This is a genomic window from Cupriavidus sp. a3, from assembly GCF_051015765.1.
Lineage (GTDB): Bacteria > Pseudomonadota > Gammaproteobacteria > Burkholderiales > Burkholderiaceae > Cupriavidus > Cupriavidus oxalaticus_A.
Map to the genome: position 1 here is coordinate 2,322,292 of NZ_CP170644.1, position 23,445 is coordinate 2,345,736.

General features: G+C 66.8%; 20 protein-coding genes. 10 read left to right on the forward strand and 10 right to left on the reverse strand.

The window, feature by feature from the left end; genetic code table 11:
• Positions 1-5: 5 nt before the first annotated feature.
• The 7 genes from tssL to tssH form a co-directional block, all read right to left on the reverse strand.
• Complete coding sequence (gene tssL, locus ACAD63_RS32385) at positions 6-1,298, reverse strand: type VI secretion system protein TssL, long form (RefSeq protein WP_240745753.1); 1,293 nt, start codon at positions 1,296-1,298, stop codon at positions 6-8.
• Positions 1,298-2,641 (reverse strand): type VI secretion system baseplate subunit TssK, encoded by a 1,344-nt coding sequence (gene tssK, locus ACAD63_RS32390; RefSeq protein ID WP_133097096.1) that lies wholly within the window; start codon positions 2,639-2,641, stop codon positions 1,298-1,300. The genes tssL and tssK overlap by 1 nt, the downstream gene beginning before the upstream one ends.
• Before the next feature lie 3 nt (positions 2,642-2,644).
• Positions 2,645-3,133 (reverse strand): type VI secretion system lipoprotein TssJ, encoded by a 489-nt coding sequence (gene tssJ, locus ACAD63_RS32395; protein ID WP_135703991.1) that lies wholly within the window; start codon positions 3,131-3,133, stop codon positions 2,645-2,647.
• Between the two features lie 149 nt (positions 3,134-3,282).
• Entirely contained in the window at positions 3,283-3,768 is a 486-nt protein-coding gene (locus tag ACAD63_RS32400) for an Hcp family type VI secretion system effector (RefSeq protein WP_434034314.1), read from the reverse strand.
• A 96-nt stretch (positions 3,769-3,864) separates the two neighbouring features.
• Entirely contained in the window at positions 3,865-5,370 is a 1,506-nt protein-coding gene (gene tssC / locus ACAD63_RS32405) for a type VI secretion system contractile sheath large subunit (RefSeq protein ID WP_135703412.1), read from the reverse strand.
• Positions 5,371-5,419: 49 nt separating this feature from the next.
• Positions 5,420-5,953 carry a type VI secretion system contractile sheath small subunit gene (tssB, locus tag ACAD63_RS32410; RefSeq protein WP_195428054.1) on the reverse strand — a complete coding sequence of 178 codons (534 nt, stop codon included), beginning with the start codon at positions 5,951-5,953 and terminating at the stop codon, positions 5,420-5,422.
• A 38-nt stretch (positions 5,954-5,991) separates the two neighbouring features.
• Positions 5,992-8,718: a type VI secretion system ATPase TssH gene (tssH, locus tag ACAD63_RS32415; RefSeq protein WP_434034315.1), complete on the reverse strand. Its 2,727-nt coding sequence runs from the start codon at positions 8,716-8,718 to the stop codon at positions 5,992-5,994.
• Between the two features lie 506 nt (positions 8,719-9,224).
• On the opposite strand from tssH, the gene ACAD63_RS32420 reads away from it, so the two are divergent.
• The 6 genes from ACAD63_RS32420 (at position 9,225) to ACAD63_RS32445 (ending at position 15,490) form a co-directional block, all read left to right on the forward strand.
• Positions 9,225-9,707 (forward strand): TagK domain-containing protein, encoded by a 483-nt coding sequence (locus ACAD63_RS32420; protein WP_165971553.1) that lies wholly within the window; start codon positions 9,225-9,227, stop codon positions 9,705-9,707.
• Positions 9,691-10,257 carry a type VI secretion system baseplate subunit TssE gene (gene tssE, locus ACAD63_RS32425; protein WP_434034316.1) on the forward strand — a complete coding sequence of 189 codons (567 nt, stop codon included), beginning with the start codon at positions 9,691-9,693 and terminating at the stop codon, positions 10,255-10,257. Before ACAD63_RS32420 ends, tssE begins: the two co-directional genes overlap by 17 nt.
• Positions 10,258-10,272: 15 nt before the next feature.
• Positions 10,273-12,153, forward strand: a complete 1,881-nt coding sequence (gene tssF / locus ACAD63_RS32430; protein WP_434034317.1) for a type VI secretion system baseplate subunit TssF — start codon at positions 10,273-10,275, stop codon at positions 12,151-12,153.
• Entirely contained in the window at positions 12,150-13,190 is a 1,041-nt protein-coding gene (tssG, locus tag ACAD63_RS32435; RefSeq protein WP_434034679.1) for a type VI secretion system baseplate subunit TssG, read from the forward strand. Before tssF ends, tssG begins: the two co-directional genes overlap by 4 nt.
• 7 nt (positions 13,191-13,197) lie before the next feature.
• Complete coding sequence (tssA, locus tag ACAD63_RS32440; RefSeq protein ID WP_133097105.1) at positions 13,198-14,265, forward strand: type VI secretion system protein TssA; 1,068 nt, start codon at positions 13,198-13,200, stop codon at positions 14,263-14,265.
• Positions 14,266-14,452: 187 nt separating this feature from the next.
• Positions 14,453-15,490, forward strand: a complete 1,038-nt coding sequence (locus ACAD63_RS32445; protein ID WP_133097106.1) for an AI-2E family transporter — start codon at positions 14,453-14,455, stop codon at positions 15,488-15,490.
• Between the two features lie 123 nt (positions 15,491-15,613).
• Here the strand turns inward: ACAD63_RS32445 and ACAD63_RS32450 are convergent, their stop codons facing one another.
• Complete coding sequence (locus ACAD63_RS32450) at positions 15,614-16,285, reverse strand: FadR/GntR family transcriptional regulator (RefSeq protein ID WP_434034318.1); 672 nt, start codon at positions 16,283-16,285, stop codon at positions 15,614-15,616.
• 184 nt (positions 16,286-16,469) lie between these two features.
• Here ACAD63_RS32450 and ACAD63_RS32455 point away from each other — a divergent pair, with 184 nt between their 5' ends.
• The 4 genes from ACAD63_RS32455 to ACAD63_RS32470 all read left to right on the forward strand — a co-directional run bounded on the left by ACAD63_RS32455 (position 16,470) and on the right by ACAD63_RS32470 (position 21,190).
• Positions 16,470-17,252 (forward strand): (Fe-S)-binding protein, encoded by a 783-nt coding sequence (locus tag ACAD63_RS32455; protein WP_195428048.1) that lies wholly within the window; start codon positions 16,470-16,472, stop codon positions 17,250-17,252.
• Positions 17,249-17,971, forward strand: a complete 723-nt coding sequence (locus tag ACAD63_RS32460; protein WP_195428047.1) for a LutC/YkgG family protein — start codon at positions 17,249-17,251, stop codon at positions 17,969-17,971. The genes ACAD63_RS32455 and ACAD63_RS32460 overlap by 4 nt, the downstream gene beginning before the upstream one ends.
• The gene (locus tag ACAD63_RS32465) at positions 17,968-19,413 is read left to right on the forward strand and encodes a LutB/LldF family L-lactate oxidation iron-sulfur protein (protein ID WP_135703401.1); all 1,446 of its coding nucleotides are present in this window, start codon (positions 17,968-17,970) and stop codon (positions 19,411-19,413) included. Before ACAD63_RS32460 ends, ACAD63_RS32465 begins: the two co-directional genes overlap by 4 nt.
• 67 nt (positions 19,414-19,480) lie before the next feature.
• Positions 19,481-21,190 carry a lactate permease LctP family transporter gene (locus tag ACAD63_RS32470; RefSeq protein WP_434034319.1) on the forward strand — a complete coding sequence of 570 codons (1,710 nt, stop codon included), beginning with the start codon at positions 19,481-19,483 and terminating at the stop codon, positions 21,188-21,190.
• Positions 21,191-21,269: 79 nt separating this feature from the next.
• Here ACAD63_RS32470 and ACAD63_RS32475 read toward each other — a convergent pair whose 3' ends face one another.
• Together ACAD63_RS32475 and ACAD63_RS32480 are read right to left on the reverse strand one after the other, a co-directional pair.
• Complete coding sequence (locus ACAD63_RS32475) at positions 21,270-22,391, reverse strand: CaiB/BaiF CoA transferase family protein (RefSeq protein ID WP_135703399.1); 1,122 nt, start codon at positions 22,389-22,391, stop codon at positions 21,270-21,272.
• Between the two features lie 25 nt (positions 22,392-22,416).
• Positions 22,417-23,394: a Bug family tripartite tricarboxylate transporter substrate binding protein gene (locus tag ACAD63_RS32480; RefSeq protein WP_135703398.1), complete on the reverse strand. Its 978-nt coding sequence runs from the start codon at positions 23,392-23,394 to the stop codon at positions 22,417-22,419.
• Between the last annotated feature and the right edge of the window lie 51 nt (positions 23,395-23,445).

Consider the following 23,445-nt stretch of genomic DNA (forward strand, 5'->3'; position numbering starts at 1 on the left):
CTCTCTCAATGCATCACCACGATTTCCACACGGCGGTTCTGGGCGCGCGCGGCGGGCGACGCATTGCCCGCCAGCGGCTCGCTATCGCCCTTGCCCACCGCCGCCAGCCTTCCCTTGGCAACGCCCTTGCCGGCGAGGTATTCGGCGACGACGGCCGCGCGCTCTTCGGACAACACCTGGTTGGAAGGAAAGCGTGCGGTCCTGATCGGAACGTTGTCGGTATGGCCGATGACGTTGACCTGTCCGGCGACCTTGCTGATCTCTGCGGCCACCTTGTCGAGCACCGGCAGGACCTTGCTGCCGACATCCACCTGGCCGGCGGCGAACATGTCGTCGCCGCGGAACGTGACCGTGCTGCGCTTGTCGTCTTCGCTGACGCTCACGACGCCGCGGGCGATCTCCGCCCGCAGCAGCGCCGCCAGCCGCATTGCCTTCGGCGGATCCGGCGGCGCGGCGTGGCCGATGGCGACGATCTGCCGCGCCAGCGCATCGGTGCCGGCGAGCAGCTGGTACTTGTACCAGCCGAACAATGCCGCAATGCCGAGCGACAACACGCAGGCCGTGACCCACACCGGCACCGAACGCAGCAGCCGCAGCTTGCCGGGCGCCGCGCCGCGCCAGTGCGGAGACAGCTCGCGCGGCACGCTTTCGCGCGCGCCGGCGATCAGGTTCAACAGTTGCTGGCGGATCGCGTCGAGTTCGCGCGGTCCTTCGGACCGCTTGCCGTAGCGGCCGCGAAAGCCCAGTGACAACACCTGGTAGACCAGCTCGATGACGTGCATGTGCTCTTGCGGCGAGGCCACCAGCCGGCCCAGCAGCTGGAACACTTTCTCGCCGCCGTCTCCCTCCTGGTGGCACTGGATCAGCAGGCTCTGCGTCGCCCAGTCGCCGGCTTCGCCCCAGCGGGTCGCGTTGGCGGCCTCGTCAAGCGCGGTGCAGAGCGTGTAGCGTGCGGCGAGCACATGCTCGCGGCGCAGGTTGGCGCGCTCGCAGACCGCCTGGAACCGCAAGATCTCCTGCATCAGCATCTGCTTGAGCGCTTGCGCCGCACCATCACCGGGCAGCTCCGCCGGCATGTCGGCCAGCGTGCGCAGCAGCGGTTGCGCCGCGGCAAGCAGGGGATTGGCGCTGGCCGCAATGCGCGCGGCACGCTGCTCCAGCGTTTCGGGTGTGTTCCAGCGCCATGCGGAACGTCCTGGCGCGGTGGTGTCCGCGGATGTCGCGTCGGCCCCGCTGACAGCGTCCGCGATGGCGGACGGCGGCATGGTCTCGCCGGTGTGTTCGACTGCGTCTTCCATCAGCTGCGCACTCCCCACAACTCGAGACGAATTTCCGGAAAATGGCCGGCCACATGCAACGCGAGGCCGCCGTAGCGCTGGACCTGCTCCCACAGCGGATGGTCCTGGGACAACTCGAAGTAGACCTGCCCGGCGTTGAACGGAATCTGACGCGGCGGCACGGGCAGCGGCCGCAGCGGGATGCCGGGAAGGTGCGAGCGGATCAGTTCGGCAAGGCGCTCCGAAGGCCCCGCCTTGGCCTGGGCCGGGAATTGCCGCTGCAGCACGTCGGGCGGCATCTGCGCGCCAACGGCCAGCACAAAGGTATGGAAGCGCGAGAACTCGCTCGGCTCCAGCACCGCAAGCCGGATGCCGTGGGACTGGTCGCGCAGCTCGATGCGCTGCGCACTGCGCTCCAGCACCACGTTGAGCAGGAAGCGCAGGTCATCGACCACCGGCTTCAGGCAGGTGTGCGGCTCGTCGTGGCGATAGGCGCCAAACGGCAGCGGACGCCGGGTAGCGGTGCGGACAAAGGTAGACAGCTCGCCGGCCAGCGCGGTCAGCATGACATAGAGATCCTCCGGCGAGGCTGCCTTGGCCTCGAGCATATGCGTCAGCACCGGCTCATGCCGGTTCAGCAGCTGGAGGATGAGGTACTCCGACACCTCGGCGGCATCTCCGCCGCGGGTGCTGGCCGCGGCAAGCCGTTCGGCCATCGCACTGGCACGCAGGCGCAGCAGGCCGTGGAGTTCGCCCAGCCACGCCGTCAGCAAGGCGCTGGCCGTGTACACGTTGACCGGCGGGATCAGCGCCGGATCGAGCGTGGCGCTGCCATCGGCGCGGATCTCGGCCACCCTGGCAAGCGGCAGTCCGATCCAGGATTCGGTCAGCTCCTTCTCCGGCAGCAGGCGCAGCCGCAAGTCGGCCAGCTGCACCAGCTTCGGCCCCTGCCCGATCGAGTTGGCATCCAGCAGTTCCTCTTCGAAGCTGTGGTACCGCGCCAACGAGTCCGCGGCGTTGTCGAATGTGGTCTCTTCCGTATTGGGCGTGCGAATCGGTGCCGACAGGCAGATGCGCTGGTTCAGGTGCTCATGGCGCAATGCCAGCGGGGCGGGCAACCGCGCATGGGCGGGCGCGTCGAACGGCGTGCCATCCTGCAGGATGCCGGCGGCGCCGGAAACCACCAGCTTGCCGAGCGCCAGCGCCTCGGTGTCGATGGCCAGGTGTGAAAAGCCCCAGAAGAATGCGCTCAGCGCCGCGGCGCGTTTATGCGCGAAATGCTCCAGATAGCGCTCCTGCTGCTGAAACAGCTGCGGGCGCAGGAACAACCCTTCGCTCCAGACAACCTTGTTGTACCAGCTCATGAATCAGTCGGGTTTTATAACGGTAATGGTTTGCTGGTCGAGCACGACCTGCAGCCTGACCTTGCGCGCAGGCACGACGGCGCGGTACCACGCCGCTTCCGGTGCAGGCGGCAATGGGTAGACCGTGCGCCAGGTCGCCTTGCCCAGGTCGCGGTATCCGACCAGGAAGCCCAGCGCTGTGGTTTGGGGATTGAGCTTGCGCTCGATCGATCGGGATTCCCCGGGGCGCAGCACGAACGCATCGCGGGCCAGCAGGTCCTGGGTCAGTACGGTGCTGTCGTTCTGATCGAGCGAGAAGTAGTCAGCGCTGCTGAACGCCGCTTCCGTCTTGAGTTCGTAGACGCGAACCAGGACGGGTGCAGCGCGATCCTGTTCGTCCGGGTTGACGGTCGGCCTGGCATCGACAGCCAGCGCGAGCTTGATCTGTTCCCGGGAGGCGTCCGGCTGCGGCGCCGAGCAGGCGCACAGCAATGCGGCAGCCGATGCCGCCATGATGCGTAGGCTCACTGCAATCTCCTTGTACCGCACGAATAAGCGTCTGGCCTTCGGGCGTCATGCCGCAACCGCCTCGCGTGCCAGGCGGAGGCCCTGCCGATCCCCTTTATCAGGGTTCGCGGCAGGGCCCCACGCCGGGGTGCGGGTCAAGCCTCCTTGTTGCCCTTGATGTCGTATCCCGCCGTCACGGCGCCGCCGCTGCCGCCCTGGGCGTTCTGCACCACGTACTCCTGCTTGACCCGGGAGAACGACAGCGCCACCTGCTCGCGCATGCGGACTTCATCGTCCACCGACCCCCTCGGGCTGACCTTGGTGACAATCACATCGGTCATGGTGAGCTTCAGGTACTCGAGCGGGTTGCCGCCGGCCTTGCGCACCACCAGCACCGCTTCATTGATGTGCTTGCCCGTCAGGCAGTACTTCATCAGGTTGGGCGAAGCGCGGTCGATGTAGTGCTCGAAGCTCAGGTCCGACACCGTCGCCTTGCCGGCGCCGCCGCCACTGCCGGCGTGCATGGTCGACTGCTGCTCGATGGTCCAGTCCCACGCGAGCAACTCGATCTCGTTCTTGTGGGACGAATCCTGCGATTCGCCATCGATGCCGTTGATCTTCAGGAAGATGTCCTGCGCCATTGCGTCACTCCTTTACGTAAGTCAGAAACTGCGGACAAGGGCCACGGCAGGCCTTGCCGTGGGCATTTCCGGCCCGGATCAATGCCCCGACGTGGGCTATGCGGCGTCCTTGACCGATGGCAGCCGCGCCACCAGCCGCAGCGAGACCGTGAGGCCTTCCAGCTGGAAGTGCGGGCGAAGAAAGAACTTGGCGCTGTAGTAGCCGGGATTGCCATCGATTTCTTCCACCAGCACTTCAGCGGCCGCCAGCGGGCGCCTGGCCTTGGTCTCCTGCGAGGAGTTGGCCGGGTCGGCATCGACGTAGTTCATGATCCATTCGTTGAGCCAGCGCTGCATGTCCTCGCGCTCCTTGAACGCGCCGATCTTGTCGCGCACGATGCACTTCAGGTAATGGGCGAAGCGCGAGCAGGCAAACAGGTACGGCAGCCGGGCAGAGAGATTGGCGTTGGCGGTTGCATCGGCGTCGTAGTATTCCGCAGGCTTCTGCAGCGACTGGGCGCCGATAAAGGCCGCGTAGTCGGTGTTCTTGCGATGCACCAGCGAGATGAATCCATTCCTGGACAGCTCGGCTTCGCGGCGGTCCGAGATCGCAATCTCGGTCGGGCATTTCGTGTCGATGCCGCCGTCATCCGTCGGGAAGGCATGGCAGGGCAGGTTCTCCACCACGCCGCCGCTCTCGACGCCGCGGATCAGCGTGCACCAGCCGTAGAGCTTGAAGGAGCGGTTGACATTGACCGCCATCGCGTAGGCCGCGTTGCTCCAGACATACTTGCGATGATCGGCGCCGTCGGTGTCTTCCTCGAAGTCGAAAGCATCAACGGGATTGGTATGGATGCCATACGGCAGCCGCGCCAGGAAGCGCGGCATGGCCAGGCCCACGTAGCGCGCGTCTTCCGAGCTGCGCAGGCCATTCCATGGCGCGTACTCCAGGTTCTGGAAGATCTTGGACAGGTCGCGTGGATTGGCCAGCTCCTGCCACGAATCCATCTGCAGCACCGACGGCGAGGCGCCGGCGATAAACGGAGCATGGGCCGCCGCCGAGATCTTGGCGATCGAACCAAGCAGTTCCACGTCCGGCGGCGTGTGGTCGAAGTAGTAGTCGGCCACCAGGCAGCCATAGGGCTCGCCACCGAGCTGCCCATATTCCTCCTCGTAGATGCGCTTGAAGAACGGGCTCTGATCCCAGCCGATGCCCTTGTAGCGGCGCAGCGTGCGGCGCAGCTCTTCCTTGGAAACGTCCATCACGCGAATGCGCAGCTTGTCGTCGGTTTCGGTGTTGGCGACCAGGTGATGCAGGCCGCGCCACGCAGACTCCAGCTTCTGGAAATCCGCGTGGTGCAGGATCAGGTTGATCTGCTCGGACAGCTTCTTGTCGATGGCGGCAATGATGGCCTCGATGCTCTTGTAGGCATCGTCGCTCAGGGTGCAGGCGCTGGCGAGCGCCTGCTCGGCCAGCGTCCTGACGGCGAGGTCGACGGCCTCGCGCGCCTGCTCCGTCTTGGGTGAAAACTCGCGGCTGATCAGCGCGGCAAAGTCAGCGTGGTCGGCGGCATGCTCAGCGGCCGCTGCGGCTTGGGTCTGCGTTTGGTGGGCGGAAGCCATGGATTCCTTGCTCGATAAAATGGTTCAGGTAGGCAAGCAGCCGGCCGATTCACGAGGGCTCGGCTTCGCCCTTGTCTTCGCTGGCCTGTGTCCGGGGTGTGCTGGCAAGCGATTGCAGCAGCGCGGGATCCTGGAGCAGCCGGTTGATCAGCGCTTCGGCGCCCGACTTGCCGTCCATATAGGTCTGCAGGTTGGCAAGCTGCGTGCGGGCTTCGAGCAGCTTTCTGAGCGCGTCGACCTTGCCGGCCACGGCGGCCGGCGAGAAGTCTTCGATGCTCTCGAAGGTCATGTCGACCAGCAGCTGGCCCTGGCCCGACAGCGTGTTATGCACGGCAAACGCCACGCGCGGGTGCATCGCCTTCATGCGCTCGTCGAAATTGTCGACATCGACTTCCAGGAACTTGCGGTCGGCCACCGGCGGCAGCGGCTCGGCGGGCTTGCCCGTGAGGTCCGCCAGGACGCCCATCACGAACGGCAGCTCGATGCGCTTCTCCGAGCCATAGACTTCGACGTCGTACTCGATCTGGACGCGCGGCGTGCGATTGCGCGCGATAAATTTCTGCGAACTGTTCACAACGGACATGGCTCTCCTCAACGGGTTTCAAGGATGTGCCGGAGGCATCAGGCCGGTCCGGCTTCGGCATTGCCCGGCTCGGCATGACCCTGGCCGGAACGGTATTCGATGTCATAGGTCAGCTCGCCCGGCCCTGTACCGGACAGGCCGATGGCGACGGCCGCCACATCCTGTTTGCCGGACAGTGCCGTCAGCCATAGCCGCGCGAGCTGCGGCTGGATGGCCTGCTCGATAAAGCCGATCAGCTGGCGCGCGCCGGTCTCGCCCACCGCGCACCGCGACACGATGAGATCGACCACGGCATCCGCGTACTTCAACGCAATGCCGTGCTGGGATTGGAGGCGTGCCGCGACCCGCTCCAGTTGCAGGCGCGCGATGCGCCCGAGGTTTTCCGGCGCCAACGGCAGGTAGGGAAGGACCACGAGGCGGCCGAGGAAGGCCGCCGGGAAATGCTTGCGCAGTTCGGGCGTGAGGGCCTCGCACAACGCGGCAAGGTCGGGGGGCGAGCCGTTGCGCTCACACAGGTCCAGCAGCAGCTCGGAACCCACATTGCTGGTGAGCAGCAGGATCGTGTTGCGGAAGTCGATGTGGCGGCCTTCGCCGTCTTCCATATGGCCCTTGTCGAAGACCTGGTAGAAGACTTCGTGCACATCGGCATGCGCCTTCTCGACTTCATCGAGCAATACCACGCTGTGCGGCCGGCGGCGCACCGCTTCCGTGAGCACGCCGCCGTCGCCGTAGCCGACATAACCCGGCGGCGCGCCCTTGAGCGTCGAGACGGTATGCGCCTCCTGGAATTCGGAGAGATTGATCGAGATGAGGTTCTGCTCGCCGCCGTACAGCGCATCGGCCAGCGCCAGCGCCGTTTCGGTCTTGCCGATGCCGGACGGCCCGACCAGCAGGAACACCCCGACCGGCTTGCCGGGATCGGCCAGCTGCGCCCTGGCGGTCTGGATGCGCTCTGCCAGCAGGGCAAGCGCGTGGTCTTGCCCGGTCACCCTGGCGGCGAGCGTCTGCGGCAGCCGCATCACCGCCGCTACCTCGTCCGCCACCATGCGGCCGACAGGGATGCCGGTCCAGTCCGAGACGATTTCGGCCACGACTGCCTCGTCCACTTCGGTATGGACCAGCTGCGCGCTGGCGCGGGCCGCGCTCAGTTCGGCTTCGATGTCCTCGAGCTGGCGGCCGGCCTCGTCCGTGGCCAACGGCGCCTGCTCCGGCGCCTGGCTCAGCACGCGCCGGCAGGCAAGCAGGTCGTTGGCCAGGCTCAGTTCGCGCTTCCACCGACCGTCGGCCAGCGCCAGCTCGCCCTCGATCCGCTCGCGGCGCGTATTGAGGTCGGCCATCCGCGGCGTCAGCAGCTTGCCCGGAGCGGCACCGAGCGTCGCCTCTTTGGCCAGCAGCGCATGCTCGGTATCGCATGCCTGCAATTGCTGCCGCAGGAATTCGACCTCCTTCGGCGGGGCGTGCAGTGACAGCGCAACGCGCGCGCAGGCAGTGTCGAGCAGGCTGATCGCCTTGTCAGGCAACTGCCGCGAAGGGATGTAGCGATGCGAGAGCCTGACCGCGGCACGCACCGCGTCATCGCGCACGAGCACCTGGTGATGCGTCTCGAAAGTGGAAACCATCCCGCGCAGCATGGTCATTGCCATGGCCTCCTCCGGCTCGATGACCTGCAGCACCTGGAACCGTCGCGTGAGCGCGGGATCCTTTTCGATATGGCGCTTGTATTCCGTCCAGGTGGTGGCGCCGATCGTGCGCAACGCGCCGCGGGCCAGCGCCGGCTTGAGCAGGTTGGCGGCATCGCCGGTGCCCGCCTGCCCGCCGGCACCGACCAGCGTGTGTACTTCGTCGATAAACAGGATCACCGGCTTGGGCGACCGGTCGGCCTCTTCCAGCACAGCCTTCAGGCGCGCCTCGAATTCCCCCTTCATGCTCGCGCCGGCGAGCAACGCGCCGACATCGAGGCTCAGAAGCCGGACATCCTTCAGGCTGGGCGGCACCTGCCCTGCCGCGATGGCCCGGGCGAATCCTTCGATCACGGCGGTCTTGCCTACACCCGCATCGCCGGCCAGCAGCGGGTTGTTCTGACGGCGGCGCAACAGGATGTCCGTCATGGTGCGGATCTCCTGCTCGCGGCCGATCACGGGGTCGAGCTTGCCGGCACGCGCGGCTTCGGTCAGGTCAAGGCAGTACTGGTGCAGCGCCGACCGGCCAGACGGCGCGCCGGCGATGGCGCCGCTCGCCTCCCCTGGCGCCGCCGGCGCCAGGCCGCTACCGTCATATGCACCCTCCTCCGCTTCCGGCGACTGGGCAACCTGTGTCGGCAGGTTGGCGACGAGATCATCGGCCTGTACCTTCCCGAACTGCCTGGACACGCCAAGCACGGTGCGGCGCAGCTCGGGCGTCTTCAGCAGCGCGGTCAGCAGGTAGGCGCCGCGCACGCGGCCGTCATCGAATGCCAGCGTTGCGTAGACCCAGGCACGCTCCACCGCTGTCTCGATCTGGAACGAGAAATCGTTGATCGACGAAGCGCCGGCCGGCAGCGCCGCCAGCGCCCGGGTCAGGTCGGCCTCCAGGGCCGCCCGGTCCGCACCCGCATGCCGCAGCATGCGCTGCATGTCGCCGTCGGGCGCCTGCAGCAACTGGTGCAGCCAGTGGACCAGCTCCACGTACGGGTTGCCGCGGAGCTTGCAGAAAGCGGTCGCGCTTTCCAGCGCCTTGAACAGGGTGGAATTGAGTCGGCCAAACAGGGCCTGGCGCGAAATATCCATTCGAATGCCTTGCGTCTTCCGTTCACGGCTGCATGAATGCGAGCCGTTGGACGGTTGTCTTTGCTTTTTTTCAGACTATTGACAAATCTTCAGGCATGCAATGCGCCGACAATCTGAATATTCATAGCGCGGCGCCATAAAAATCGAATCACAACATTCATGGCGTAGTTCGACCCATCTCGTGCGCAATTACCACCGCATGAATCATGCTGCAATGACAGACAGCCTTATTTCTTCGGACTCTCATCGAAATACGGGACAGCCGTCACTGACTACACACACCCGCAAGTCAAACAATAGGATTCTTCATATTTTTAATGAAATTAAATTAAATCTAATATTAGAAATTAATAGCACGTAATACCGGATTTCCGCATTCATTTCCGCAATTTTTGTGATTATCATCAGCGCCATTTTCTGAAACCGAGGTGGGCGGAGGCGACATGAGCGAATGGCCAGGCGATCCAGCAAGGGCGCTTTCCGACGCAGGACCCGACGCGAATGGGTTGCTCGACCTGGTCGGCCAGGGTCACATCCCGGCGCCAAGCGCCAGCCACGCCGGCATCGCGGCGGGCCCGGACATGCTGGCGCGGCTCATGCTGGAAGCCGAGGCCGTCTTGCGCGATCCCGACTATGTCGGCGTCCACGATGCAGGCGCCAGGGCGCCCACCCCGCTTGCCGCGTCCGATCCCAATCCGCTGCAGACGCTCGCCCACGAAGCCGCCAGTACGGCCAGGCTGATGGACATGCTGGACGTGGCCGGTCATATCGATGCCTGCATCAGCGCAGGAGACGCCGCGGATGACTGCCAGCTCTTTATGCAACCGCGAGCCCCGGACGTTCTGCGGCTCTTTGCCAGCGGCATCGATTGCGCGCAAGTCCGCGCCGCCACCGCCAGCCTTACACGGCGCGAACACCATTTGGTTTCCATGGACAGCGTCTATTGCCCAGAACGCGAATGGTCCCCGGACGATGAGCAAACCACCTGAGCGGCCGGACCGTGGCACGCCGGCGGCCCTGCGCCGCGCCGGTCCGCCCCGCCGTCCGAATTCGCAACTGCTGCCGACGCTGTTCGACCGGCTGCGCGACGATGCGCCGCACCGCAGGACGGAAGCGCCGGAGGAATACACCGTCACGCGCACGCAGATGCGCAAGATCATCCAGCGCGATCTCACCTACCTGCTCAACACGACCAACCGCGAGGACGAGATCGATCGCGCGCGCTATCCCCAGGCTGCCAGCTCGACGCTCAACTACGGCGTTCCCGCGCTCGCAGGAAGCTACCTGTCCGAGCGCAAATGGGACGACATCATCCGCATCGTCCAGCGCGCCATCGAGGATTTCGAGCCGCGCCTGATCCCGGGCTCGCTCGGGATCGCGCCGATGCTGAAGGAGGATGCGCCGCATCGCCACAACGTGCTGCTATTCGAGATTTCCGGCCTGATCCACATGGATCCCTATCCGATGGCCTTCACCGCACAAAGCTCGCTCGACCTGGAGACCAGCCGCATGCAGGTCAAGTCGATTCACGCCAACTGATGCCTCCCCACCACCATGGACCCTCGGCTGCTTGAGTACTACAACCGCGAACTGGTCTACATGCGCGAGCTGGCGGGGGAGTTTGCGAACCAGCATCCCAAGGTGGCCAGGCGCCTGGGTATGCAGGGCATCGAGGTGGCCGATCCCTATGTGGAGCGCCTCATCGAAGCGTTCTGCTTCCTGTCCGCCCGCACGCAGCTGAAGCTCGATGCGGAATTCCCGCGCTTTACCCAGCGCCTGCTGGAAGTCATCTATCCCAACTACATCGCGCCGACGCCGGCGATCGCGGTCGCGCAGTTCCATCCCAGCCACAAGGAGGGCGACCTGGTCCGCGGCATCCCGATACCGCGCGGCACCGCGCTGCTGGCTCGTGCGCCGGCGGGCGAATCGACCCAATGCGAGTTTCGCACGACCCAGCCGCTGACACTGTGGCCGATCGAGATCGCCGACGCCCGGCTTACCGGCATCCCGCCGGACATCCGGCATCTCGAACGCTACGTGCCGGCCCACGTGAACGTACAGGGTGCGCTGCGGCTGCGACTGAGGCTGACCCGCAATGTCACGTTCGCCAGGCTGGCCGGGCTTGATACCCTGCCCCTGCATCTGTGCGGCAACGACCAGATCGCCTCGCACCTGTTCGAGTTGCTGCATGGTGCCGGCGTCACCGTGCTCATCGGCAAGCCAGGCGCGATGGGCGAGCGGCCCTGCGCGGTCCCGCAGGACGCGGTCGGCTACGTCGGCATGGCACCGGAGGAAAGCGCCTTGCCGGTGCCCTGGAACAAGTTTCACGGGCACAACCTCGTGCACGAGTATTTCGCGTGTCCGCAGCGGTTCTATTTCGCCGCACTCAACGGACTCGCACCCGGACTGGCCGGCATCGACGGCGGCGAGGCCGAGATCGTGATCCTGCTGGCCAGGCCGCCCGGGGTGCTCGCGAGCCAGGTCGATGCGAGCCAGTTCGCGCTGTTCTGCACGCCGGTGGTCAACCTGTTCCCGATGCGCACCGACCGGATGGAAATCCATGCCGGGCACACCGAGTTTCACCTCGTGCCGGACCGGCGCCGGCCGCTCGACTACGAGGTCTTCTCGGTGCAGGGCCTGTCCGGGCAGGTTTCCGAGCGCAGCACGCCGGTGGCGTTCCGGCCGCTCTTCGCCACGCTGAACAGCGACGAGGGCAACCATGGACGCTACTTCTCCATGCGGCGGGAACGGCGGCTGGTTTCCGATCATGCGCGCAAGTACGGGACACGCACCGCGTACACCGGCACCGAGGTGTTCCTGTCGCTGGTCGACCAGCGCGAGGCCCCCTACCCGAAGGACTTGCGCTACCTGTCGGTGCAGGCCATGGTCACCAACCGCGACCTGCCGAATCTTGTCCCGCGCAATGGCTACGATGACTTGCGCACACCGGATTCGATTCCCGTCGGCGGGGTCGGGCTGATCCGGCCGCCGTCGGCCCCGCGCGCGCCCTTCGCCGAGGGAGAAATGGCCTGGCGGCTGATCCGCCAGCTGGGGTTCAACTACCTGTCGCTCACCGATCTCGACCATCGCGAAGGCGGCCAGGGACTGCGCGACCTGCTGCGGCTGTTCGTCGCCCCCGACGACGCGGCCCAGCAGCGGCAGGTCCAGAGCCTGATCGGCAGCAGCATCCGGCCGGTCACGCGGCGGCTGCCCGGAAACGGACCCATCCTCTACGGCCGCGGTGTCCAGTGCCAGCTGACGGTGGAGGAAAGCGGCTTCTCGGGCATCAGCCCCTACCTGTTCGGCGTGATCCTCGAGCACTTCCTGGCGCGGCACGTATCGGTCAACGCCTTCGCGGAAACGGAGTTGTACGCGATCGAACGCGGCCTGATTCACCGCTGGCCGGTACGAATGGGAGGACGCGGCGCGATATAGCCATGAGCCAGACCGACAACAGTATCGGCCAGCGCGGCGCCGCGCGCTCCGTCGCAGACGATGCGCAACGCGCGCCATGGAAGGTCAGCTTCCTCGGGCTCTTGCGCGCGCTGTCGGCGCAGCATGCCGACCTGCCGCCGGCCGGCCGCGCCATCCGACCGCAAGCGGAATGCTTCCGCATTGGCCAGGCCGCCTCGCTGGCGTTTGCGCCGCGCGAGATTGCCCGGCTTGAGATGCAGGCGGGCCGGTTGCGAATCCAGCTGTTCGGGCTCGGCATGCTAGGCCCCAATGGCGCCTTGCCGATCCATCACACGGAAATTGTCAGGGAGCGCACCGAGGCACACCGCGACGGGACGACTGCGGCCTTCCTCGACCTGTTCCATCATCGCGCGCTGACGCAGTTCTACCAGGCCTGGGCGGGCTCGCAGGCCACGGCGGGGCTCGACCGGCCGGACGAGGAAGTCTTTTCGCGCTACGTGGGCTGGCTGGCGGGGCAGGATCCCGGAGAAATCCGCCGCGGCCCGTTGCCGGCGCACGCGCGCCTGTCCGCGAGCGCCCACCATGTGCGCGAGTCGCGCTGTCCCGATGGCATCGCCGGGACGGTGTCGCACTTCTTTGGCGTACCGGTGCGGCTGGAGGAGTTCGTGCTGCACTGGATCGTGCTAGATCCGGCCGAACACAGCCGTCTCGGCCGCCCCGGTTCGCCAGGCGTGATGGGCCAGGGCGCGCTGCTGGGCGACATGGTCCCCGACCGGCAGCACAAGTTCCGTCTCGTCATCGGTCCGCTGCATCTGCAGCAGTACCTGAACTTCACGCCCAACGGGCGCGATCTGCCGGTGCTGGTGGAATGGGTCCGGTCCTTCATCGGCTTCGAATACGAGTGGGAGCTGCAGCTGCAGATAAAGCCGCATTGCGCGCCGCCTGCCGTGCTCGGTGCGCAAGAGGGCCTGGGCTGGTCGACCTGGCTGGGTGAGGCCGACCAGCAGCGCGCCATCACCGGCATGGTCTTCGACCCCGAGAAGTACGTCACACACTGAGGCTGCCATGAAGGCAAAATCCAGGGCAGCCAGATCCGATGCGCGCCAGGCAATCCGCCTCGCCGAGCTGGCACAGCCGATCGATGCCGCACATCCTTGCGGCCCCGATCTCGAATACGACCCGGAATTCGTCGTCCTGATGGCAAAGGCGGCGCCCGGCGCGGAAGCACAATACGGCGATTTCGTTGCGCAGGCCGAGCCACCGAACTGGACAGAGCTCGAGCGCGACTGCCGGCGCCTGCTGATGCGCAGCAAGGACATCCGCTTGCTGAACCTGCTGCTTCGCTGCCGCACGCGGCTCGACCACGCCGAGGGCCTGCGCGATGGCATGGCGCTGCTGCAACGCCTGCTGGCTGACTATCCGGAAGACATCCATCCCCAGCTGATGGTGGAAGGCGAACACGATCCGGCACTGCGCGCCAACGCCTTCGCGGCGCTGGTCGACCCGGACGGCCTTCTCGCCGATATACGCGAGATCGTGCTGGCAGGCAATGCGGCAACGCGCCTGCAGGTCAGGGATATCGAACGGGCGTTGGGGGTACCTCATCCTGCCGATGCCCTCGCGCCAGAGTCCGTGCGCCAGCAACTGGACGCGTTGCGGCGCCAGGGCATGCGCGAGATTGCCGCCATGGATGAAGCCTACGGCCTGGCAGCGATCTTGCAGCATTGGGGCGATGAGACGCTGGCGGGCCATGCGCCGGACCTCGCGCCGCTTGGAAAGTTACTTCGGCTCGTCGGCAATCCGGAACTCGCGGGCACGACCGTGGCGGAGGCAATGGCCGATCGCCCCGTCAAGCCTGGGCCGATGCCCATGTCAGATGCCTCTCACTCCATGGCGCCATCGGCGCCTGCCGCCCTGCCAGTCATCCCGGACCCCGGCGATAGCCCCGCTGGCCGCGATGCCGCCTTGCGCCAGGTCCGGGCTGTGCGCCAGTGGTTCGAGCAGCATGAACCCAGCAGCCCGGTTGCCCTGCTGCTATGGCAGGTCGAGCGCCTGATCGGCAAGCGCTTCGAAGACGTCTACCGCGCCATACCGGAGGAACTTGTCGAGCGCTGGGTGCGGGAGTCCGCATAGGAGCGCTGCGCGGCACGCCTTCCAGCCTTTTGCCACCAGCGGGACCCGTTCACGGCAGGCTTGCCTAACCCCGCCACCGCCCCGACAATCGAGCGCTAGGCTGCCTGACCCGAACTGACAGGCGGGCTTGCCCTGGCCCGCCCCGCACCCGCCGAGGGCGCGTGCCCCCCAACGCCGGAGACCATCGATGAAAGACCCCGACCAGACCAACGCCCCGCGCCTGCTGCCGGCCGCGTGGTACAGCGTCGGTGCCGTCGCCTATGTCCTGACTGCGCTGGCGCTCTGGACCGTGCTCCAAGCGAACCTGGTGGCAGCCTTGCTGTCCGGGCTGCTGCTGTATTCCCTGGTGGATGTGCTGGCGCCGCGGTTGAAGCGGCTGAACCAGCGGCACGATGCGCTGGCGGTGGCAATCCTGTCGGCGTTGATCCTGCTGGGGCTGTCGTTGGCAGGCTGGCTGCTGGTGCGCTTTATCAGCGGGGAAGGCAATACGCTGGATGGCTTGCTCAATCATGTCGCGGACATTATCGACCAGTCGCGCGGGCAGTTGCCGCCGTGGCTCAGTGACGCGCTGCCCAACGGCGTGGACGAGCTGGCCAATGCGCTGATCGAAGCGCTGCGCGCGCATGCTGCCATGGCGCAGAAGCTGGGGGCGGAGGTGTTGCGCACGCTGGTGCATATCCTGATCGGCCTGGTGATCGGCGCGATGGTGGCGCTTTACCGCGCCGTGTCACGGCCGAACCGCCGTCCCTTGGCGGCTGCGCTGGTGGCGCGGGCGCGCACGCTGCAGCAGGCGTTCTCGCAGTTCATCTTTGCGCAGATCCAGATTTCGACGATCAATACCTTGCTGACGGCGATTTACCTGCTGCTGGTGCTGCCGCTGTTCGGCGTGCACCTGCCCCTGTCGAAGACGCTGGTGGTCATCACCTTCGTGGCCGGCTTGCTGCCGGTGCTGGGCAACCTGATTTCCAATACCGCCATCGTGGTGGCGTCCCTGTCGGTATCGCTGCCGATCGCGGTGGGTTCGCTGGTGTTCCTGGTGGTGATCCACAAGCTGGAGTATTTCCTGAACGCCCGCATCATCGGCGCGCGCATCCAGGCCGCGGCGTGGGAGCTGCTGGTCGTGATGCTGCTGATGGAGACGCTGTTCGGCATTCCCGGCGTGATCGCCGGCCCGATTTTCTATGCATACCTGAAGCGGGAACTGGCCGGTGCCGGCCTGATATAAACACAGCGCCCTGGCCTTTGGCCGCGGGCAAAAGTGGGCGAATGTGCCGCAGCCGTTGCTGGCATTGGAGACGTTTTCCATTCCGGCGCCCCAGCGCCCGCTGGTCCGACCAATTACGCGCATTCAGCTCCCGTCCTGCTCGACCCGGCTGCGCACGAAGTCGATATGCGTCTGCATCGCCGTGCGCGCTTCTTCCGGCCGGCGCGCGCAGATCGCCTCGCATAGCGTCCGGTGCTGCAGCAGCAACAGTTCCGAGGCGCTGTCGTCCTGTTCGCGCAGTCCGGTGCCATTGATGGTGATGTGTTCGCGCAGCATGCCGATCACGCTGGTATGCAGGTGCAGGAACATGGTGTTGTGCGAAGCCAGCGCGATGGCGTCATGCAGGCGCGCATCGGCATCGGCCTCGGCTTGCTTGTCGTCGGCGGCGCGGGCGCGTTCGAGTTCATCCATCAGGGTGCGGATGCGCCTGACGTCGGCGGCGTTGGCGCGCAGCGCGGCGAAATAGGCGGTCGCGCCTTCCAGTACGCGGCGGAACTCCAGGATGTCGTCACGCAGCGCGGGATGGTCGGCCACCAGCTGGCCCCATGGGGAAGCAATGCCGGCGCGCAACTGGTCGGTGGCATAGACGCCGGCGCCGCGCCGGCTTTGCAGCAGGCCGCGCGCGGCCAGGCGCTGGATGGCTTCGCGCACGGTGTTGCGCGCCACCGCGTACCGCTCGGCCAGCACGCGCTCGGCCGGTAGCCGGGTGCCCGGCGGCCACGTACCGTCCAGCAGCGCGGTTTCCATCTCGCGCATGACCGCCTCCACGCGCCCGCGGGTGCGTCCGCTCCTTTGTGCCGCCGCCGTCATGCCGTCCACCCTCGCTCCACAATCGCCCCGCCGACTGGTCCAACCAATTTGAACAACCGCGCGGAAGCGGGAATTATGCGCCCAAATGTGCGACGCCAAGCAGCGCAACCCAGCACATACGGAGCGAGACATGAAGGATCGTCAGTACCCCAACGGCCCTGCGCCTACGCAGGCCTATCTCTTTGCCACCTGCCTGGTCGACCTGTTCGTGCCGCAGGCCGGGCTCGACGCCGTGCGGCTGCTCGAGCGCGAAGGCCTCACCGTACACTTTCCGCGTGCGCAGAGCTGCTGCGGCCAGCCGGCTTACAGCAGCGGCAATCCCGACGCCGCGCGTGCGGTAGCCCGTGCGCAGCTGGACCTGTTCAGCCAGCCCTGGCCGGTCATCGTGCCGTCCGGGTCATGCGCCGGCATGATGCGCCACCACTGGCCGCAATTGTTCGCCGACGATCCCGTGGCCGGCCCGAAGGCGCGCGCGCTGGCCGAGCGGATTTACGAGCTGGGCGAATTCCTGCTGCACGTACTGCACGTTGATTTCCACAACGCCGTGCCGCCGGGCCAGGCGCCCGAGCGCATCGTGCTGCATACCTCCTGCGGCGCGCGCCGCGAAATGGGTACGCGCCAGCATGGCGTGGCACTGGTCGATGCATTGCCTGGCGTGACCCGCGTCGAGCATCAGCGCGAGTCGGAATGCTGCGGCTTCGGCGGCACGTTTTCGCTCAAGCATCCCGATATCTCCGGTGCGATGGTGCGCGACAAGGTTGCGTCCGCCTGCGCCACCGACTGCGAGCGGCTGGTGTCGGCCGACTGCGGCTGCCTGCTCAATATCGGCCATACCGCCGCGCATGACGGCGCCCCGCTGCAGGTCGAACACCTGGCCAGCTTCCTGTGGCGGCGCACCGGAGGTGCCGCATGAGCACGCCCGGCGCCCGCGAACGCATGCTGGGCCGGCTGCGCGCCGCCGCCCCCACGCCTGCGTCCTCCACCGCTGAACTGGATCGCCGCATCGATGGCCATTTCGAGGCGCGCCGGCATCGCGCGCCTAGCGCCGACGAGCTGGTCGATGCGATGCGCATGGCACTGGAAGCCTCGCACGCTGAAGTCTGGTGCACCGATGCGCAAGCGTGGCCGGCATTGCTGGCCGCCGCGCTGGCCGAAGCCGGCGTCCGGCGCCTGCTGCTCGATCCCGCGAGCCACGCCGGCGCGGCGCTGGCTGCCGCGCTGCCGCCCCAGGTCGAAGCCATCGGCTATGACCGCCCCATCGAAGCCTGGAAAGCCGAGCTGTTCGACACCGTCGACGCCGGCTTCACCGTGGCGCGCTCGGGCATTGCCGCCACCGGCACGCTGATCGTTGCACCGGACGCGGGATCGCCGCGCACGGTATCGCTGGTGCCGCCGCTGCACGTGGCGCTGGTGCGCGCATCGACGCTGCACCAGGACCTGCACATGGCCGCGCGCGCCGAACGCTGGCGCGACGGCATGCCGACCAACCTGGTGATGATCTCGGGCCCGTCCAAGACTTCCGATATCCAGCAGACGCTGGCCTACGGTGCGCACGGCCCGCGCCGGCTGTGGGTCGTCATCGTGCAGGACATCGACAAGCAGGACATCGATAACAAGGAGGCCGCGCAATGAGCCAGAACACGCTGCATTTCGTCGCGCCGCAAGACTTCAAGGCGCGCGCGCGCGAGGCGCTGGACGATCCCAAGCTGCGCCAGAGCTTTCGCGGCGCGATGGACTTCCTGCAGGGCAAGCGGCTGGCGCAGTTTCCCGACGCCGATGAGCTGGAGCGGCTGCGCGACCTGGGCGAAGCGGTGCGCCAGCACGCGCTCGCCAACCTGCCGGACCTGCTGGTGCAACTGGAGGAACAGCTCGCCGCCGCCGGTGTGCAGGTCCACTGGGCCGAGACCGCCGACGACGCCAACCGCATCATCCACGGCATCGCGGCGGCAAGGCAGGCCAGTCGCGTGATCAAGGGCAAGTCGATGGCCAGCGAGGAAATCGAGCTGAACCATTACCTGGCCGAGCGCGGCGTCGAATGCATCGAGTCGGACATGGGCGAATACATCGTCCAGCTTGCCGGCGAGAAGCCGTCGCATATCGTGATGCCGGCGATCCACAAGACCAAGGGCGATATCGCCGCGCTGTTCGAGCAGCATATTCCTGACACGCCCTATACCGAGGACGTCGACGCGCTGATCCAGACCGGACGCCGCGCGCTGCGGCAGGCGTTCGTCGGCGCCGACATCGGCCTGTCCGGGGTCAACTTCGCCGCGGCGGACACCGGCACGCTGTGGCTGGTCGAGAACGAGGGCAACGGCCGCCTTTCGACAACGGTCCCCGATGTGCATATCGCCATCATGGGCATGGAAAAGGTGGTGGCGAAGCTCGAGCACATCGTGCCGCTGTCGAGCCTGCTGACGCGCTCGGCCACCGGGCAGGCGATCACCACGTACTTCAACCTGATCTCCGGCCCGCGCCGCGACGGCGAGCGCGACGGCCCGCGCGAGGTGCACCTGGTGCTGCTCGACAACGGCCGTACGCAGGCCTACGCCGACGCGCAGCTGCGCGCCACGCTGCAGTGCATCCGCTGCGGGGCATGCATGAACCATTGCCCGGTCTATACGCGCATCGGCGGCCATGCCTATGGCACGACTTATCCCGGTCCGATCGGCAAGATCATTTCGCCGCATCTGCTGGGGCTCGAGGCCACGGCGGACCTGCCCACCGCATCCAGCCTGTGCGGCGCCTGCGGCGAGGTCTGCCCGGTACGCATCCCGATCCCGCAATTACTGGTGCGCCTGCGCACCGAATCCAACCGCGATCCCGAGGAGCGGGTGGCCAATCCGCTGCGTGGCCAGGGCGCCAAGTACAGCAAGGGCGAGCACCTGGTGTGGCGCTTCTGGAGCGGGGCGTATTCGCACCCGGCCACTTACCGGATGTTCCGCTGGGCGGCCACCAGACTGCGTGCGCTGGCGCCGTCGAAGCAGATGGGATGGACGCAGCATCGCACGCCACTGAAGCCGGCGGCGAAGAGCCTGGCGGATCTGCTCAAGGAGAAGGGGCAGCCGGAGTAGGCACGCCCGCCTGTTTGCCAGAACTACAAAGAATTCCCGAAACACCACTGAAGTAGGAGACTAAGCCGTGCAACCCTGGACCCAACTCTATACGCCGCTAGGCAGCCTGTGGCTGTCGGCGCTGGCGGCGGCCATTCCCATCCTGTTCTTCTTCATCGCGCTGGCCGTGTGGCGCATGAAGGGCCATGTCGCCGCCGCGGTCACGTTGCTGCTGGCGCTCGGCGTGGCGATCTTCGCCTACGGCATGCCGGTGCAGCAGGCGCTGGCCTCGGCCGGCTTCGGCTTTGCCTACGGGCTGTGGCCGATCGCATGGATCATCGTGACCGCGGTGTTCCTCTACAAGATCGTGGTCAAGACCGGCCAGTTCGACATCATCCGCGCCTCGGTGCTGGCGATCACCGACGACCAGCGCCTGCAGATGCTGCTGATCGGCTTTGCCTTCGGCGCCTTCCTGGAAGGCGCGGCAGGCTTCGGCGCGCCGGTGGCGATCACCGCCGCGCTGCTGGTCGGCCTGGGCTTCAATCCGCTGTATGCCGCCGGACTGTGCCTGATCGCCAATACCGCGCCGGTGGCATTTGGCGCGATGGGTATTCCCATCATCGTGGCCGGACAGGTCACGGGCATCGATCCCTTCCTGATCGGCGCCATGGCCGGCCGCCAGCTGCCGCTGCTGTCGCTGCTGGTGCCGTTCTGGCTGGTGTTCATGATGGACGGCGCCAAGGGCGTGCGCGAGACCTGGCCGGCGGCGCTGGTGTGCGGCGGCAGCTTCGCGGTGACGCAGTACTTCACTTCCAACCATATCGGGCCGGAACTGCCGGACATCACCTCGGCGCTGGTCAGCCTGGTGTCGCTGGCGGCGTTCCTGAAGGTGTGGCAGCCGCGCGGCGCGTCGCAACGCGCTGGCGGCGCAGGCAGTACGGTCAGCGGCGGCACCGTGGCGCTGGGCGGCTTTGGCGGCGGCTTTGGCGCCGCGCCGGTGAGCCGCAAGGCATCGCCCTACACGCTGGCGCAGACGCTGCGCGCCTGGGCACCGTTCGGCATCCTGACGGCGATCGTCACGGTATGGAGCCTGCAGCCGTTCAAGGCGCTGTTCGCCGCCAACGGCGCGCTGGCGGGCACGGTGCTGAAGTTCAAGGTGCCGGGGCTGGACCAGATGGTGATCAAGGCCGCGCCGATCGTGGCCACGCCCAAGGCCTATGAGGCCGTGCTGAAGCTTGACCTGCTGTCCGCCGTGGGCACCGCCATCCTGCTGACCGCGCTGATCTCGGCCGTGCTGCTGCGCATGAAGCCGCGCGACCTGGTTGTTACCTTCGGCGAAACGCTGGTGGAACTGGCGCGCCCGGTGCTGTCGATCGGGCTGGTGCTGGCCTTTGCCTTCGTCGCGAACTACTCCGGCATGTCGTCGACGCTGGCGCTGCTGCTGGCCGGCACCGGTGCCGCGTTCCCGTTCTTCTCGCCGTTCCTCGGCTGGCTGGGCGTGTTCCTGACCGGATCGGATACGTCGTCCAACGCGCTGTTCTGCTCGCTGCAGAACACCACCGCGCACCAGATTGGCGTGTCCGATACGCTGATGGTGGCGGCCAACACCACCGGCGGCGTGACCGCGAAGATGATTTCGCCGCAATCGATCGCAGTGGCCTGCGCGGCGACGGGACTGGTGGGGAAGGAATCGGAGCTGTTCCGGTTTACCGTCAAGCACAGCCTGTTGTTCGCGGTGGTCATCGGGATCATCACGATGGTGCAGGCTTATCTCTTGCCTGGGATGATTCCGGGCTGACCTGAGCGGCGGGCCGGCTGCGGCGCGTGGGATGTGCCTGCGGCTGGCCAGGCCGCGGCCCCCGCCTCACAGCCGGATCTCAATCAAGAAACCCCTCCCCCTCACTCAACGGCGCATGCCGATAACTGGCCGGCGTCCGGCTAAGCTTGACCGGCGCGCCCAGTCCCTTGTAGCCGCCTTCCATTTCCACCACCATCTCGCGATGCAATGTGTGCGGATGCTGCAGGGCATCGGCCACCGATAGCACCGGTGCGCACGGCACGCCCGCGGCGACCAGCGTGTCGGCCAGTGCCTTGCCGTCGTGCTTGCGCAGGTGCGTCTCCAGCTCGGCCTTCAGCGCCACGCGGTTCACCGACCGCGCACCGGCGCAGGCATAGCGTTCGTCTTCCGCCAGTGCCGGCACCCCGAGATGCTCGCACAGGATGCGGAACTGGCGGTCATTGCCGACCGCGAGGAAGATCGGGTCCGTCGCGGTGGCCACCGTGTCGTAGGGATAGATGTTGGGATGCGCATTCCCCGTGCGCTGCGGCGTCTTGCCGCTCATGAACCAGTTGGCCGCATGCGGATGCAGCAGCGACAGCCCCGAGTCATACAGCGCGGCCTCGACAAACTGCCCGCGCCCGCTGCGCGCACGTTCCTGCAACGCCAGCAGCACGCCGATCGCCGCATTCAGCCCGGTGACCATGTCGACCACCGGCAAACCCACCCGCAGCGCATCGCCATCGGCTTCGCCGTTGATGCTCATGATGCCGGACATCGCCTGGATCGCCGCGTCATAGCCGGGCAGTCCGCCCAGCGGCCCATCCGCGCCGAAGCCCGACACGCGGCAATGCACCAGCCGCGGAAAGCGCTCCGACAGCACGTCATAGCCCAGCCCCCATTTCTCCATCGTGCCGGTCTTGAAATTCTCGACCAGCACGTCGGCCTCGGCCAGCAGCGCGAGCAGGACTTCGCGCCCGGCGTCCGTGGTCAGGTCCAGCCGCATCACGCGCTTGTTGCGGTTCAGGCCGAAGTAGTACGACGCCACGCCGTCCTTGAACGGCGGGCCCCAGGTACGGGTGTCGTCGCCCTGCGGCGGTTCGATCTTGAGTACGTCGGCGCCGTGGTCGCCCAGGATCTGCCCGCAGTACGGGCCGCCCAGGATGCGCGACAGGTCGACCACGCGGATGCCGGCAAGCGCGCCGGGACTGGATTGGGTCATGGCTGGCTCCTGTTCGCTTGGTCGCTTAATCAAGCTGCGCGCCGGACTTCTGCACCACAGCGCGCCACTTGCCGACCTCGGCCTTGACGAAGCCGCCAAGCTGCTCCGGCGTGGTCGACGGCGCGAATTCCAGGCCCTGCGCCTGCAGCGTCTTGCGAACCTCGGGCTGCTTGAGCGCATCGGCGAAGGCGCGGTTGAGCTTGCCGATCACTTCGGGCGGCGTGCCCGCCGGCGCCACGACACCGAAGAACACCGAAACGTCGAAGCCCGGCACGCCCTGCTCGGCGACAGTCGGCACATCCGGCAGCGCCTGCGAGCGCGCCCTGCTGGTGACGCCCAGCGCGCGCACCTTGCCGCTCTTGATGAAGGGCATGGCGGTCAGCACGTCGGTGAAGGTCATGCTGACCTGGCCGCCGAGCAGGTCGTTCAGCGCCGGGCCGGTGCCCTTGTACGGAATGTGCTGGAAGTCGGTGCCGGTGACGTTGTTGAACAGCACGCCGGCCAGGTGCGACGAGGCGCCGTTGCCGGACGACGCATAGGTGAGCTTGCCCGGATGCGCCTTGCCGTAGGCGATCAGCTCGCTGACGTTCTTTGCCGGCACCGACGGGTTCACCACCAGCACGTTGGGCAGCTGGCCGATCTGGATCACCGGGGCGAAGCTCTTGACCGGGTCGTAGTTGATCTTGCGATAGAGGCTGACGTTGATCGCCAGCGGCGCCGATGTGCCGAACATCAGCGTGTAGCCGTCGGGCTCCGCTCGCGCCACCGCTTCCGCGCCGATGTTGCCGCCGGCGCCGGCGCGGTTTTCCACCACCACCGGCTGGCCCAGGCTGGTCTTGAGCGCGGCGGCCAGCGTGCGGGCCATCGCGTCGGTCGGGCCGCCCGGCGGATAGGTGACGACCATCATGATAGGCTTGGTCGGGAAGTCCTTCTGCGCGAAGGCGGGGGCGGCGATGCAGAGCGAGCACGCGGCAATGGCCGCGAGGCGGTGCCAGAGTTTCATGGCGTTGTCTCCTGGTGTAGGGCGTCTCCCGCGGAGGCGGGATGGTATGGG